13 protein-coding genes are annotated in these 15388 nt (G+C 43.3%); 7 read left to right on the forward strand and 6 right to left on the reverse strand.

Going from position 1 to position 15388, the window contains the following annotated elements; genetic code table 11:
• Nucleotides 1-46: 46 nt before the first annotated feature.
• From Q8W40_RS20770 to Q8W40_RS20795, 6 genes are all read right to left on the reverse strand, one after another.
• Nucleotides 47-2320, reverse strand: a complete 2274-nt coding sequence (locus Q8W40_RS20770) for a response regulator (protein ID WP_305399933.1) — start codon at nt 2318-2320, stop codon at nt 47-49.
• A 9-nt stretch (nt 2321-2329) separates the two neighbouring features.
• Nucleotides 2330-3880 carry a response regulator gene (locus tag Q8W40_RS20775; protein ID WP_305399934.1) on the reverse strand — a complete coding sequence of 517 codons (1551 nt, stop codon included), beginning with the start codon at nt 3878-3880 and terminating at the stop codon, nt 2330-2332.
• On the reverse strand, nt 3877-4788 hold the full coding sequence (locus tag Q8W40_RS20780; protein WP_305399936.1) for a chromosome partitioning protein ParA: 912 nt from the start codon (nt 4786-4788) through the stop codon (nt 3877-3879). The genes Q8W40_RS20775 and Q8W40_RS20780 overlap by 4 nt, the downstream gene beginning before the upstream one ends.
• Nucleotides 4788-6896, reverse strand: a complete 2109-nt coding sequence (locus Q8W40_RS20785) for an SLBB domain-containing protein (RefSeq protein ID WP_305399938.1) — start codon at nt 6894-6896, stop codon at nt 4788-4790. The genes Q8W40_RS20780 and Q8W40_RS20785 overlap by 1 nt, the downstream gene beginning before the upstream one ends.
• Complete coding sequence (locus Q8W40_RS20790) at nt 6889-7701, reverse strand: OmpA family protein (RefSeq protein WP_305399939.1); 813 nt, start codon at nt 7699-7701, stop codon at nt 6889-6891. Before Q8W40_RS20790 ends, Q8W40_RS20785 begins: the two co-directional genes overlap by 8 nt.
• Before the next feature lie 63 nt (nt 7702-7764).
• Complete coding sequence (locus tag Q8W40_RS20795; RefSeq protein ID WP_101114785.1) at nt 7765-8085, reverse strand: STAS domain-containing protein; 321 nt, start codon at nt 8083-8085, stop codon at nt 7765-7767.
• Nucleotides 8086-8489: 404 nt separating this feature from the next.
• Between Q8W40_RS20795 and Q8W40_RS20800 the strand changes: the two genes are divergently transcribed.
• The 7 genes from Q8W40_RS20800 to Q8W40_RS20830 all read left to right on the forward strand — a co-directional run bounded on the left by Q8W40_RS20800 (nt 8490) and on the right by Q8W40_RS20830 (nt 15382).
• Complete coding sequence (locus tag Q8W40_RS20800; RefSeq protein WP_305399940.1) at nt 8490-9242, forward strand: substrate-binding periplasmic protein; 753 nt, start codon at nt 8490-8492, stop codon at nt 9240-9242.
• Nucleotides 9243-9519: 277 nt separating this feature from the next.
• Entirely contained in the window at nt 9520-10560 is a 1041-nt protein-coding gene (cobT, locus tag Q8W40_RS20805; RefSeq protein WP_305399941.1) for a nicotinate-nucleotide--dimethylbenzimidazole phosphoribosyltransferase, read from the forward strand.
• Nucleotides 10557-11333: an adenosylcobinamide-GDP ribazoletransferase gene (locus Q8W40_RS20810; RefSeq protein WP_305399943.1), complete on the forward strand. Its 777-nt coding sequence runs from the start codon at nt 10557-10559 to the stop codon at nt 11331-11333. Before cobT ends, Q8W40_RS20810 begins: the two co-directional genes overlap by 4 nt.
• Nucleotides 11330-11869 (forward strand): bifunctional adenosylcobinamide kinase/adenosylcobinamide-phosphate guanylyltransferase, encoded by a 540-nt coding sequence (cobU, locus tag Q8W40_RS20815; RefSeq protein ID WP_305399945.1) that lies wholly within the window; start codon nt 11330-11332, stop codon nt 11867-11869. The genes Q8W40_RS20810 and cobU overlap by 4 nt, the downstream gene beginning before the upstream one ends.
• A 13-nt stretch (nt 11870-11882) precedes the next feature.
• Entirely contained in the window at nt 11883-12533 is a 651-nt protein-coding gene (locus tag Q8W40_RS20820; RefSeq protein ID WP_305399946.1) for a histidine phosphatase family protein, read from the forward strand.
• A gap of 3 nt (nt 12534-12536) precedes the next feature.
• Entirely contained in the window at nt 12537-14345 is a 1809-nt protein-coding gene (locus Q8W40_RS20825) for a M3 family oligoendopeptidase (protein WP_305399948.1), read from the forward strand.
• Between the two features lie 170 nt (nt 14346-14515).
• Nucleotides 14516-15382, forward strand: a complete 867-nt coding sequence (locus Q8W40_RS20830; RefSeq protein WP_305399950.1) for a M23 family metallopeptidase — start codon at nt 14516-14518, stop codon at nt 15380-15382.
• Nucleotides 15383-15388: the final 6 nt, after the last annotated feature.

Consider the following 15388-nt stretch of genomic DNA (forward strand, 5'->3'; position numbering starts at 1 on the left):
GCAAAGTTAACCCTATGCTTTTCAATAAGTTCGATAGTTCAATACGCTATTCAAAACCGCGAGAATTCCTTTCGCGTAATGCCGCAAAAGAAAGCTCTGCCACATCAGGTAATGCGGCGGCGCATTCTAGTGCTTCTTCCATTTTATTTTGCACACACAGCAATTCGATTTTCCGCGCGTGTTTTGAAAGTCTTAGATTTCCTAATGTAACTGAACTGCTCCCAAGGGTGTGGGATTCGAATTCCAGCGCTTTCTGATCTTTCGAGTTAGCCGCTTCCATTAGGTTTGCCACTCGTTCTTCAGACTCTTGTAAATAGAACTCGATGAGTTCTGGTAATACACTGCTATCGGTATCGTAGATTATCTGTTGAATAACCGACTCATCGACTAACGTGATGTGATCACTATCATGTTCAAATGCGGTAATCTGCTCGATATCTTGTTTTCTTTCTTGTGAGCCGTTTTCCATAGTGCCCTCTGACTTTTTTTTACTTAAATGTAAGCTTAGACAAGATAATAAAGTTGAGCGATTAAAAGGTTTCGGAAGATAGTCCGACATCCCGGATTCAATAAATCGTTCTCGGTCCCCCGACAGGGCATGAGCCGTTAGGGCAATAATAGGAATATTGGAATACTCTTCAGAGAGAGCGCGTATGTGCTTTGTGGCCGTCATGCCGTCCATCTCTGGCATTGATATGTCCATTAAGATGAGATCGTAGTGCGCCTGCTTTACAGCCTCGATCGCTTCACGCCCGTTATTCGCAATATCAGGTGTGATGCCAGCGTACTGCAATGTATTCTTGATCACCATTTGGTTTGCGCTGTTGTCTTCAACCACCAGTAAGTGAGCATTGGAAAGGTCTGTATCAGTGTCTGGCTGCTGGTGATAGTGTTGCTCTACTTCGTTTTGATTGGATTGGTCAAACCAAGCATTGAAGCGAAATTCGCTACCGATTCCGTCAACGCTTTGTACTTCAATTTTTCCCTCCATTAAATGCAGAAGTCGTTGGGTTATCGCTAATCCAAGCCCTGAACCTTCATAGTGACGGGCAAAGGTTTGATCGACCATGGTAAACTCATCAAAAAGATGAGGCATGTGCTGTTCAGCAATGCCTATTCCGCTGTCTTTAACAGAGCATTTAAGCTCGATTCTCCCTTCATGCCGCTCTGAGTAAACCTGTACGTCAACTCCGCCATGCTCAGTAAATTTGACTGCGTTTCCAATAAGGTTGAGCAAAACTTGTTTAAACCGATATACGTCGCCGTATACAAAGTCGGGAACATTGGGGCTAACCGACAACTCTAAGTAGATGCCTTTTTTGTGTGCTTGAGGTTTAAAGAAATCTATCGATTGATGAAGGCTTTCGTTTAGGTTGAACCCAACAGGTTCAAGAAGAAGTGTACTGGTTTCCATTTTAGAGAAATCGAGAATATCGTTGATAATGGAGAGCAAGAGCTGACCAGAATCGGAAGCTGTATGAACCAGTTCCTTTTGATCGTTTTGTAGAGGGGTTTGTTCCAATATTCCTAGTAAGCCTAAAACCCCGTTCATGGGTGTGCGAATTTCATGGCTCATTGAAGCAAGAAAGCGACTTTTTGCTTCACTCGCAGTTTCGGCTTGTTTACGCGCAACCTCTAATTCTTTTTGTTTATCAGCCAGTTTCTGTGACATGGAGTTGAACGCTTTTGCTAAGTCGCCTATTTCGTCTCCCTCTGCGATGGCCACTTGAACGCCCGGACCTTCTTGCGTTACTAAAAGAGCGGCTTGTTTTATTTTGTACAAATTACGAGTGAGGTAGGAGCCCAAAATAAGGGAAAACAAGGTGACTAATGCGACTTCAATTGTCGCGATACTCAGTATCCAGCGTTTGGCTTTTGAGAGCATCCCATTAATGTCTTTTGTTGCGAACCCCATTTCGATATGACCATGGCGCATTGCCCCAGTGGTAATAGACGTGGCTCTGTCAAAGACCCCATCTTTCGAGGAGGATAACCCTGTATCCATTGCAGCAAAATGCCCTAATAAGTTTTCTTCCCCTCCCTCTACAAGTAGACGACCTTGAGCGTTATATATCCGAACGTAACAAAGGTCTTTTACTTCTAAGATGTCTTTGACCAAAACATTCAGCGTTTGTAGATCTGAGGAGATGACGGCTTCTTTTGTTGCACCTGCGAACATGGATAGCATGGTGTCGGCACGCTGCAACAGTTGTTGCTCATTGGAATCGGATAAGAACTTTACTGAACTTAAAACAAGTGTCATCAGCATCACGATTTCAATGCCAGCTATGCCTAAAATGGTTTTCAATCTAAGACTCATCTCTTTCTCCTAACCACATTTGGATTCGATAAGAATCAATAAGGTATCGTCTTTAGCTGGTGTTCCCGCTAGAACATCAAAAACGCGCATTACTTCATCAATAGCAACGTCGATTGGTTTGCGTAAAGTTTCTAAGAGCGTTTTCTCTATTTCTATGGTCAGTTGCTCTCTTTCTGTGACGCTGTCACCAGATTCAAATAATCCATCCGTAAATACAGCAATGCGTTTTCCTTCGCCTAATTGAATTTGGGTAGAAGAGTAGCCACTGTGATGGAGTAATCCGGGTAGCATCCCTTGAACAGGAACACTTTCTATCCCTTTATCTGTTATCAATAATGGGCAGGGGTGACCTGCTGATGCCATCTCTATTTGGTCGTTATCGAGTAATGAAAAAGCACAGCTGGTTAAGGTGATTTGTGATAGAAGCTGATCTTCAAAAGCGCTGTTAGACAAATTGTTTAACGTATCCGTTGGGCTTGCAGTTGTAGTGGAATGTAACAGCCCACGTAAATAGCCTGCGTAAGCATAAGCGAAGAATTTGGCACTCACATCGTGCCCCATAACGTCTGCCAACACATATAAGTTTTCTTTTTCAAAACGTTTGGAAAGTAAGAAATCTCCACCGCCACACCCTGTGGTTCTTTGCCGAATCTCAATGTTCCACCCTGACTTGGGTTTACTAATTTTGGGGAGTAAGCTGTTCGTGATTTTTTCATCGAGCCTGTGCGACAGTTGGTTGTATACCTGATTGGATCTGGCTAATACGCGTTGAGCTGAAAACAGTAACGATTTTTTATCGACAGGTTTAATAAGGTAATCATCTATCCCTAAGTGATTGGCGTTCGCTTGGACGTTTTCTTCTGATAGGGCGGTTAGGAAAATGAATGGAATGCTTCGACCATCATGTGCCTCTTGTATCGCTTTTCGAAGCTCCATCCCGCCCATGTTTGGCATTTGAATATCTGAAATGATCAGGTCGAATTTGTTATTTTCGATAAGCTCAAGAGCCTGATCGCCGCTTCGCGCACACGTTATATCGAGATCTTTATTTAGGTAAGCGTCATACACTTTAAGCAGTAACGGGTCATCATCAACAATGAGTACTCGAGATTTACTGACGGTTTTCACTATTTTCCAGCTCATAGTGAGCTTGTTGACACCATCGACCGTTTCATAATGCAGGTCATCACAGTACGTTTGTATCAGTGCGATACCTCGTCCTTCTTCAGCATCACTAAACTCAGTGATGATGGATTTTTCGTCAGTTAATGTCGGGTTCCAGCTTTGCCCGGTGTCCAAGACTTTTAGAACGAGAACATCAGATTGCTTTTCAATCGAGATATCAATGTCTTCAGTCATCGGTGAGGCATGCTGAATAAGGTTAGTTGCCCATTCCGAGAAACACAGCAAGATGTTGTTTTTCTGCGCTGTGGCTTTCATGGTGGTATCCAGCGCTTTAGATAAGCACTGACGCAACATTGTCACCGACTCTAAATTCGCTTTGCGGCGATGCGCAAATAGCAGTGTGCTGTGATGATGACTCAATTGATCTGTGGTCATATGGTCACCTGAAGAAACCTAGCTCGTCGAATCGACATAGATAGCTTGGACACCAAAGATTTGGGAAGAAATGTAAAGCGCTTAAGTTGACGGCAAAGTTCATCTGAAAGGCTAGGGTGATGTAAATCGTTGATTACTGTGCCAAGCAGATTGGCGTTGTTGTCGTTTAAGTGATGCATAGCTGACGACAACTCAGCGTGATTGGTTTTCCCTGCCATCAGCATAAGAACGGTGCCATCGCAGCATCCAGCGATTGTTTCTGCTGGGATATTGTTGGCATTTAACTGCGAGATCGGGCTGGTGTCGATGATGACTCTATCGTAGTCCTTGAGCCAAAGTTCTATCTTTTGCTTGAGCATGTGAGGTTGGCGAAAGCCCATAATTTCAGCTTTTTCCGATGGTGCGTTGACGCCAGTAATGACCTCGTGAGTACCTTCAACGATCGCGAGGTGCTGGCAGCCCGTTGGTTCGGGCTCGTGTTGGTTACTGACTATCGCGTTTTTATCGCTTTTTCTTTCAAAATTTTCAATTGTTTCTTGGTTGTTAAAGGTATCTTGGCTGTCAAAGCTATCTTGGCTTTCAAAGGTCTCGATGTTCTCAATATCTTCTATATCCTCAAAAACGTCTATGTTGTTAGCCGTATGTATATCAGTAGTGAAAGCAGGGCTGCCAGAAGCGTCGGGAAGCATACTAGGTAAATCAATCGACATAAGACTTGGGTGCTTTAAGTTTAAGTCAACGAACAAAGTTCTATACCCAGCAAGCAGGTGTCGCTCGGTTAGAGCCAGTGCAATTGAACTGCTGCCTTCACCGCAATTTGTCGAGGTAATACAGAAAGAGCGGCAATGGTGTTTCTCTAGCTGAAGGAAAATTTGTTCAATTTCCATGTTACAAGCAGGAATAGACATTACAGTGCTCCTATCAATGCGACGGTAGCCAAGATACGAAACACATCATCTAAGCCCGTTCGGACTTTTTCTAACATACTTTCATCCATTCTGGGGACATAAACGGTATCTCCCGCTCTGAGTACTGGCAGGTTTCTAAAGTTGGCGGTACGGCTGAACTCAATAAGGTCAAATGTACGAGCTTGACCGCTACAGCAAGACATGTTCACTACACTGATTTTTTCTAGGTACGCATTGCTATTGGGTCCTCCAGCTTCTGCCAAAAGATCCAAAATAGTCATGGTATCGTTGAATCGATATCTACCGGGGTTGTTGACGGCTCCTAATACGCGAATCGTGGATTCTTTGCTTTCGTCTAACCAATTCTTGTCTTTCTCTGGCACGTAAATGGTATCGCCAGGTTTTACTTTCGGCAGTAAGGATTCATCACCTGTTTCGAAGTAAAGCGCCAAGTTAAGCTTACTGACTCGTGCATATTTCCCATTGCGGTGGGTGACACGAATATTGTGAATATCGGCACTTTGGGTAGGACCATCAGCCGCAGCTAGAATGTCGAGGAAATGCATGTCTTCGGTAAATCGATATCTTCCAGGTGCAGAAAGCTGACCAAATACATAGATGGAAACATCAGAAGCTTGGCGAACCCATTGTGCTTTGTTGTCAGAAGGGTCTTGCGGCAAATCGTGGACACGAACCGTGCTACCTGCTCGAATTAACGGCAGCTCAGCATCGCTCGACCCGTTCTTTATAAAGCTATCCAAATCGAACACGGTCATTTCTGGTATACCTTGAGGGGTGGGAGTGACGACCTCAATTCGACTTGTGTCCGCTCTGCCAATCGGTCCTCCAACATGAGCTAACAAATCCATCAGGTTCATTTCGTCAGACCATTCAATTCGCCCTGGTCGCTTTACTTCTCCAATCACACGTACTGCTCGGCTAGGCGCGATTTTTAACCATGATTTCTCATTCATGTCGGTCTTTTCAGGAACGAAAATGGCGTCACCAGGCGCGATTTCGGGTGGCGTCATGCGTTGCGTACCTTCTGTATAACCCGACAAATCAAAGTTGATGACTCGACCATTACTTTTAATGACTCGAATTTGGCGAGATTCAGCAAAACGAGTCGGACCACCAGCGTTAGCCAAAATGTCCATAAAGGTCGCACCTTCTTTCCCTTCGAATGCGCCCGGTTTGGCCACTTCGCCCATGACATAAACGGTATTAGAACCGGATTTGATTTCGTCTTCTTGCTTAGGGACGAATATGGTTGCACCAGCCACAAGTTCAGGCAAAAGATTGCTGTTACCTGTATCAAGGTATTTCTTAAGGCTGAAAAGAGTAGGTTCGTTATGAGCAATAACGCGGATCTGGTCTACGGCAGCGTAGCGAGTTACACCACCTGCACGCATGAGAAGATCGACAAGCGTATTGTTTTTTTTGAAAGAAAAGGTACCCGGGGCGTTAACTTCGCCAAATACCTTGATGGCGTTTCGTCCGTCGGCGGCGTCACCGGCATCCGCCAATTTGGCTGGGTCGAATTCTTGTTCGATGTTACCAACCATAGGAGAAGCAGGAATGAATAAGGTGTCTAGAGATCTCATATCAGGTAGCAGGTTCTTGTTACCTGTATCTAAAAACGCTTTGTAATTGAACGTTTGAACATCATCTCCACGGCGAAGTTGTATTTGGTCGAGCTGCGCACCAGAGCGTAATCCACCAGCCGCATGGAGTGCCAACTGAACACTGTCACCTTTTTGAAGGGTATACTCACCCGGGTTTTCAACATAGCCTTGGATACTAACAAGCAACTGCTTTTTACTGATAAAAACTTTTAGGTTGGAGAGATCTTGAAGCACGGTTTTTAAACTGATCGTAATCGTTGCGATCATTTGATCTTCCGTTTTACCTGCAACATGAATTGGACCCACTTCAGGAAGAATGAGCCTGCCACGTTTGTCGACTTGGAAATCCTTATTTAAGGTGGGTTCCCCTGGCAACATAACACTGACTAAATCGCCAACATTCACTGTTTCTTGTTTGGCGTGTACATTTAAAGGTATTAAACCCACCACTAAGCAAAGTATGACACGATAGAATCTATTCATTGTTCATCTCCGCTGGCAGTATTTGTTCTGCTTGAAGCAATTCAATGGTGACACGTCTATTTGTTAGCCGAACATGTGGTTCACTGCCTTCAAATAACGGGTCTGTTGTTCCCACTGAATCGACATGAATGCGCTGCGGTTCTAAGCCAAAAATGCTCAAATATCTTTTCACTTGTTTAGCGCGTTCCATCGCCAAGTCGGTGTTGTAACTCTCTTTACCTACAGAATCAGCATGACCAGTAATAAGCAGTTTGAACTCAGGATTTTGTTTTAGCAGGTGAGAGGCTTCCGCAAGACGCCCGATATATTTAGGGCTCAGTTCATAACTATTGAAAGCGAACTGGTTGTCTGCATTAAGTAAGTCGTATAGGCGTGTGGCTAAATCCACCTCTTTTTTGCTTTTCTGATTGCTTCCTGGTGGCACACAATCTTCTTTCGAGAGGACATAATCCAACTGGTTTTCAAGTCTTCTGAGAAGCTTTCTTTGGATGATTAAATCGTTCGCTGCGTCGTACTCTAAACCGCCCTCAAGCTCGCGTGCGATTCGCGCTTCATTATTTTTTGCGTGATAAACGGTTGCAGGGAAACACCATTCAGCTTGTTCCAAAATCAGCACATCTAAGTGCCTTGCCGCCAGTTCCCATTCAAATCTGAGCCCGTGTTCAGGGCCTAGAGGTTCGTCAGGCATTACGGCTGAGAAGCTTGCTTGAGGATAATGCTCTGCAAGGCCACCATTGCCTTCAGGTGCAAAGCTGGTGCAGCCCGATATTGAAGCAAACAATGACAGTAAAAAGATGAATCTCATACCAACCTCCGAACATTTCTAACGTGAAACCAACGTTAAACAGTGCGACTTAAAATGGTGTAACTAGTGGCTGTTATTGTTAACTGGAATGGCGTTACTAATTCTGAGTAAAGTAATAAGTTCAAGAGGTTGTCCATGCGCATTTTCGATTCGCATTACTCGTTTCTTCTCGATTAAGCGTTTGTAGAGATAAACAATCGCACCAACGCCAGAGGAGTCTAAAAATGAAACTTGAGATAAGTCTATTTCGACTTCTTTATGTGTATCTTCGAAAATGACTTTATCTATTTGAGGCTGTAACGACTTACATCCCATTGCATCCATATCGCCTAATACAGACAGAGTAAGTAGTTGAGGGCTTTGTTCTGATCTTTGCATTTCCATAGGTCTCTCCAGTTATCGGAAACGTTATGCTTAAAGAATTAGCACAATATGTGCCAATAATTAATTCTTTAAATTACAGTTACATAGTGATATTTACTAAGGGTTTCGCAATTTGAAATGCGTAGCTTCTTTCAATTTGACAATAGAATACAGGTTGCATTTGTGCGAATTCTCAAAATGAGAATAGTTGAATATTGAGACGGTTAGTTGTGTTTTACGCTCTCAAATCGAGTTGAAGGACTGAACCGATGTCTTAGAAGTGATAATTACCGAAGTTGTGCTGTTGGTGTGTTGATACGTGATTGACGTGTTACTAATGTATAGGGGTGAGTGATTTTTGAGCAGGTGAAGAGCTGAAAAATGCACCCTAAATTGGTAGATGTCATCATAAATTGAGGTGGAGTATGGTTTGTAAATCGCTTTTTCTCTCCTTTATTCTCATCGCTGTTAACCTTATCAATGTTGGGGTTTTATCTGCGAAAACCATCACAGGTGTTCAAGACAGCTGGGCACCGTTTTCTATGCAAGGTGAAGAGCAAGGTATCGCTGTTGATATCGTGACAGCAGCTTTTGAAACTCAAGGTTATGACCTTCATTTTAAACTTATGCCATTTGCTAGAGCCATACACGAAGTCAAGAAAAGCCGCGTGGATGTGTTAGTGGCGACTTGGTATACCGAAGAAAGGGCTTCATATCTAGAGTTTAGCAACCCGTATTTTTACAATAAAGTGAAATTCATTAAGCTCAAAGGCGATCCGTTTGAATATTTTGGGATGGAAAGCTTACGAGGACGAAATATTGGTATTGTTAGAAGCTATGGGTACGGTGATGAATTTTTGAGTTCTTTACTGTTTAGACGTGATCCCGTTTCAGACACATTGAGCAACCTCAAAAAGCTCATAGCTGGCAGGATAGACTTAACGCTAGAAGAACCCATTGTTGCGTCATTTCTAATGACTGATAACGGATTGGATCCCGATTTGTTTGAGGTTACAGAAAACGCACTCTCAGTAAATGCGCTACACATTACGGTGAGTAAGAGCCATCCCAACGCGCGCCAATTGATCCATGATTTCAATCTAGGCTTAAGAGAAATCAAGAAAAACGGTACTTATTGGAAAATACTGGTTAAATATGGGCTTCAAAAAGAGTTATAGCGTGCGTGATCTTCCCGCTGGCATACAATCAAATGGCTTCACAAATTTTGTGACCGCCAACTCTATAATTAATTCAGTGCTTTAAATAAGCCTTTTAACGATAATTCAGTAAATAACGCGAATGTGGTGCTAACGGAGTGAATTAATTAACTATCGCGGGCGATTTGTTCACTAAATGTTCTGGTATGATGTGTGCGAGTATTTTGATATTCAGCATAGCCTGCGGTGGCCTGAGCAGGTAGACTGAATCTCATAAGTAGTAAAAATAAGAAGAAAAATGCTAGACCAAACACATTCCAGTCACATTCAAAATGTCATCAATCAAAAAACTAAGCCACCAGGCGCGCTTGGTTTGTTGGAAGATACTGCACATCAACTGGCTTTGATTCAAAGCCAAAATAAATCGAATCCTATCAACAAAATCGTATTAAATAAGCCAAGGATGATCGTATTTGCTGGCGATCATGGAATTGCGGAAGAGGGCGTGAGTATTGCGCCAAGTGCGGTAACTCAACAAATGGTACAAAACTTTCTTGCAGGTGGGGCTGCAATAAACTGTTTTTGTACACTCAATAATATTGACTTGTCGATCGTCGATGCTGGCATCTTGCGACCAGTGGAGTCGAATCAGAGTAACTATTTTGTGCAGCGCCTCGGTGCTGGAACGAAAAACTTTGTGAAAAGCTCAGCTATGTCTTTAGAGCAAGTTAATAAGGGGATCTCGCTCGGGCGAACTTTGATTTCAGATCTTAGCCAGCAAGGTACCGACATTCTTATGTTTGGCGAAATGGGGATCGGGAACACAAGTAGTGCATCGGCTTTATTAAGCTTAGCGCTCGGCATTGAAGCTGAGGAGTCTGTCGGGGCTGGAACGGGGATTAATCAAGAACAGCGTTCTCGCAAAGTAGAGCTTGTTCAGCAGGCAATAGAACGCAGCAATAAATCACATTTAGGATTAGATCCTTTAGTGATACTGAGCGAAGTAGGTGGTTATGAAATCGTTCAAATGGTTGGTGCGTTTTTAGAGGCTTGTGACAAGAAAATTCCGGTGTTGGTTGATGGGTTCATTGTTTCTGTAGCTGGATTTGTTGCAATGAGAATTCAACCTGAAGTCCGTGATTACATGCTTTTCGCTCACTGTTCGGAAGAACATGCACACAAACTTGTGCTGGAGGCGTTAAGAGCCAAACCCATGATCGATCTTGGTTTAAGGCTTGGCGAAGGCACTGGCGCTGCATTAGCCTATCCACTTGTACTGGCCGCTGCAGCTTTTTACAACGACATGGCAAGCTTTGATAGCGCAGGAGTGACTGTGTGAGTTGGCTGAAAACTCAGCTAGAATTGTTCTATCTTGCGCTGAGTTTCTTCTCTAGAATTCCAGTTCCGTCTTCTACTCCCTATTCAGACGAACGTATGAATAGGGCTGGTCGATATTTTGCGGTTGTTGGCGCATTACTCGGTCTGCTATGCGCCTCGGTTTACGAGGCGTCAAACCTCATATTCTCACCCCAGATTTCAGTCTTTATCGCAATGGTATTTAGCCTTATGTTGACTGGCGCTTTCCATGAAGACGGTCTTACCGATATGGCGGATGGGATTGGTGGTGGCATGACTCGAGATCGCCGATTGTCGATTATGAAGGATAGCCGAATAGGAACCTATGGCGCCAGTGCTCTAGTCATGGCGCTTTTAGGGAAATTCTTATTGCTTTCAGAATTAGCAAATCATGAAAATATCTTTCTCGTTTGGGTTGCGGGGTACACGTTTAGCCGCGCAATTGCAGCCAGCTTTATCTACGATACACCCTATGTCTCGGACTCTGATACCAGTAAAAGTAAGCCTCTTGCACAAAAACAATCTCTTTCTGAACTGATATTTATACTAGTTTGTGCTGTGGCTTCAATACTTTGGATGCCTCTAAACACTGCTGTTATGGTTATTGCAATTGGAATCGCTTTTCGCATCACATTTAAGCGCTGGCTAATGGCACGAATAGGTGGCTTTACTGGTGATTGTTTAGGTGCCGCTCAACAACTTGTAGAGCTCCTTTTCTATTTGGTTGTATTAGGGGCGATGGGAATAAGCGTATGAAAAATCATCACTTGGTTTTAGGTGGCGCACGAAGCGGGAAATCGACTTACGCTGAAGGGTGTGTACAAGAAATAGCAAGTAGCTCTACCTTAAAGAAAATCTACATCGCGACCGCGATATCTTTTGACGGAGAAATGTCACAGCGGATCGATATACATCAGCAAAGAAGAGGGGAGAGCTGGAATCTCATTGAAGAACCTCTATATCTTGCCGAAGTTATCCAAACATTAGATGAAGGCTGTGTCGTCTTACTGGATTGCCTAACGTTATGGCTAAATAATGTTTTATTTGAATTAGGTGACGATGTGATGGATAGCCAAGTACACGAGAAAGTGGAAGAGCTTGTTCACGCCATTACAACTTCTCGTTGTCGTATTGTTGTCGTGTCTAACGAAGTCGGAATGGGGATTGTCCCACTGGGTAAAGTTAGCCGTTTGTTTGTTGATCATGCTGGTTGGATGAATCGGAAGGTCGCGTCTGTATGCAGTAATGTCACGTTTATTGCTGCCGGTTTGCCCTTGTCTTTAAAATCTTAAAGGCTGATAAGAAATGAAAACCCCTGCCAATTACAACATCTATTTAGTGAGACATGGAAAAGTGACAGGTGAACCTGCTTTGAATGGCTGGACCGATGCAAAAGTGCCAGCAACAACACAGTCTCAAATAGCTTCAGATTTGGTATCGGAAATCGGTACTTTTAATTCTATCATTTCATCACCATTATCTCGTTGTTTGAATTTAGCTAAACTCATATCGTCAGGGAAAGACTCGACGGTCAAAGATAGCGCTCAACCGTCAGCAAGTGTTGAAATTTCAGAAGCCTTCAAAGAAATGTTTTTTGGCGATTTAGATGGCAAACCATTTAATGCAATAGAATCTAAATGGCATCTTCTCGATGATTTTTGGCGTGATCCTGCTGGTCATCCATTACCTAACGCCGAAACATTAGAAGAATTTCATCAACGAGTTGAATCTAAATGGCGATCATTAACTCAAACTTGTCAGCAAGATACCCTTGTTGTTACGCATGGTGGTGTAATCAGAATTATACTAGCCAGCGTTCTGGGTTTAGATTGGCGCAACCCTGCACTTTACTCTACATTATCAATCGCTAATGCCTCTGTTACCCATATAGAGCTTTGCAAAGCAGAGCAAGTTTTCGTAAAAGTGAGGAGCGTTGGCGTTACTATAAGGAAATAAAAAATGACAGCTCCAAGCTGGGATCTCAGTGTCGCATATCAAAATCTCAATGACGCCAGAATTGAAAAGGACATTCACACCATTGAGCAAGGTATCGACCAGCTCAACTATCACGCCAAACAAGGTTTTGCAGAGGGTGACCAACTCGTTAACCAAATCCAAAAAGGCATTGTTACCTACTCCAATGTATTGAAAACCCTCCGAACTATTTCAAGTTTCGCCAATTGCTACGCCTCGGTGGATTCAACGCTGAGTAGAGCCAAGCAATTGGTCGGTCGTACAACTAAACTCGGTGCTAACCTTCAACAAGCATATAGCCCATACCAAGATAAGCTGGCAACGGCAGAAGAAAGTATTGTTGAAAAAGTGCTCAATCATGAGTGTGACGATGTAAAAGCGCAGCGCTTTGCCATTCGCTGCCTGCGAGAAAAAGCGTCGCAAAGATTATCTGTTGAACAAGAGCAATTGTTATCAGCACTACAAGTGGATGGAAAAACAGCTTGGGGTCGTTTGTACGATAACCTAACCGGCACGCTGAAAGTGGATGTTTCTTATAAAGATGGCTCATCAGAAACAATGGCTTTGTCGCAAGCCGCGAGTGAGCTATTTAGCGGTAATGTTGATAAACATGAGCCCACATGGCGTGGCATTCAGGCTGCAATGGGAACGCACCAAGAAACGTTCGCTTCTATCGTCAATGCTTTAGCGGGTTGGAGACATACAGAAGCGCAGAAGCGTGGAATCGCCAATTTCCTAGAGCCTAGTTTGAACGACAGCCGCATATCAGAAAAAACGCTCGAAGCATTGATTGGTAGTGCACGAGACAATAAAGAAATTTCGCAAAAAGCCGCTCGTTTAATGGCGATTGTAAGAGGATCTGAGTCCCTCACACCTTGGAATATGCACGCAGCAATGCCGTCTTTAACAGACGGAGTAACCAAGGTTTACGAATTTGATGAAGCGATTGAAATTATTAAGAACGCGTTTGCTTCCGTGTCTCAGGAAATGGCCGATTTTGTTGACCTTATGGTGAAAAACGGCTGGATTGATGCAGCACCTCAGCCTAATAAGAGGCAAGGCGCTTACTGCACCAAGCTTGCAAGTACACGTACTCCACTTGTCTTTATGACGTGGAGCGGCAGTCAAAAAGATTTGATTACTCTTGCCCACGAGCTGGGCCACGCATTCCATAACTGGGTAATGACGGATATGCCTCTTGCGGAAACGTCGTACCCAATGACGCTTGCCGAAACGGCATCTGTCTTCGCCGAGAACATTGTCCGTGATGCGTTGTTAGAACAAGCCGAAAGCGATCTAGATAAACTGGAAATGCTGTGGGAAGAGTTGTTTGCTTGCGTTGCCTTTATGCTCAACATTCCAGTGCGTTTTGAGTTCGAACGTGAGTTTTACGAAAAACGTAAAAACGCGGAGCTGTCGTCAGAAGAGTTGTGTACGTTAATGGCTAGCACTTGGCAAGATTGGTACGGCAGCGTTATGCCAGAGTCAGACACCTATTTCTGGGCAAGTAAGCTCCACTTCAGTATCCCTGAAGTCAACTTTTACAACTACCCATACCTATTTGGCTACCTATTCAGTAAAGACGTTTATGCACAGCGTGAATCTAAAGGCGAGCACTTCTACCCAGATTACGTAGCGTTACTTCGTGATACGGGGCGAATGAAAGCAGAAGAAGTCGTAGAAAAACACTTAGGCATGAACTTGGAAGAAAAAGCCTTCTGGCAACAGAGCATTGATCAAGTTGAGCAGAAAATTTCTGAATTTGAAGCATTGTTGGCGAAGATTAATAGTTAACCTTTTGTTAACCCCAAAGAAAATACTTTGGGGTTCATTCTTCTATATTGCGATGTCCTTCGCAGTAATCTGTATGAACAGCACTAAGTATGCAGTGTGATATTGGTTTGTTCTAGAAAATCGAATAGTTTGCATGCAGTGTTAAGTTGCATATATTGCTAGGAACAAAAATGACAAGAATAACGTTAAGTGGGTCAGTTGGGCTTAAAGGTAAAAACGCCTATTCTGATATAAAACGAATTCAAATCTCTCTTAATAAACTGACTCGTTTAATCAATCTTAAAGAACCTCTGGCAGAGGACGGTTCTTTAGGTTCAAATCCAGCTAAATCAAAAACAGTGGGGGCGATAAAGTCTTTTCAGGCTGTAATGGTTGGAATGGCAAAACCCGACGGGCGAATTGATGTAAACGGACGTTCGCACAAAACCCTATCAAATGCGCTTGGTAAAACAAAAAGTATAACCTCAAGCCTCCCTTCAATTAGAGTTGTTCCTTTCTCAATCATATGGCCACTAAAGAAGAATAAAATTAGGAGAGGATTAGTCAACCATACATTTGGAAACGTGAGGCGGAATGATGATGGGAGTGTTCGAGCTCACCAAGGTTGGGATTTTGAGGCTAGAGTCGGCACGCCAATCTATTCAATCGCAACAGGTAAAGTCGAGTATTTTCGTGACCATGGATTATACGGAAAGCAACTGTGTATATCTTTTGCTTTTAACGAGAAGATTCATTATGCATTTTACGCCCACCTTAAGAGTGTTAACGTGTCTAAAGGTGACATAGTCTTCGCCGGTCAACATATTGGTTATACAGGTGATAGTGGCAATGCTAAGTGTGACGATGTTAGAGATGAGCACCTACATTTTGAGATAAGAACATCTGCCTATAGTGGTCGAAGCTTAGCAGGGCGAATATCCCCATTCAAAGTGTACAAAAAGTGCCCATTAAGAGCTCCCCATATTCAGTCGTTTACTATTCCTCAATGCAAAGTGGATGCGAATGTAAACTTCAGCAAAATTTTTGACGGTAGTTAATTTAGT

It is taken from the genome of Vibrio penaeicida, from assembly GCF_030689305.1.
GTDB classification, from domain to species: domain Bacteria; phylum Pseudomonadota; class Gammaproteobacteria; order Enterobacterales; family Vibrionaceae; genus Vibrio; species Vibrio penaeicida_B.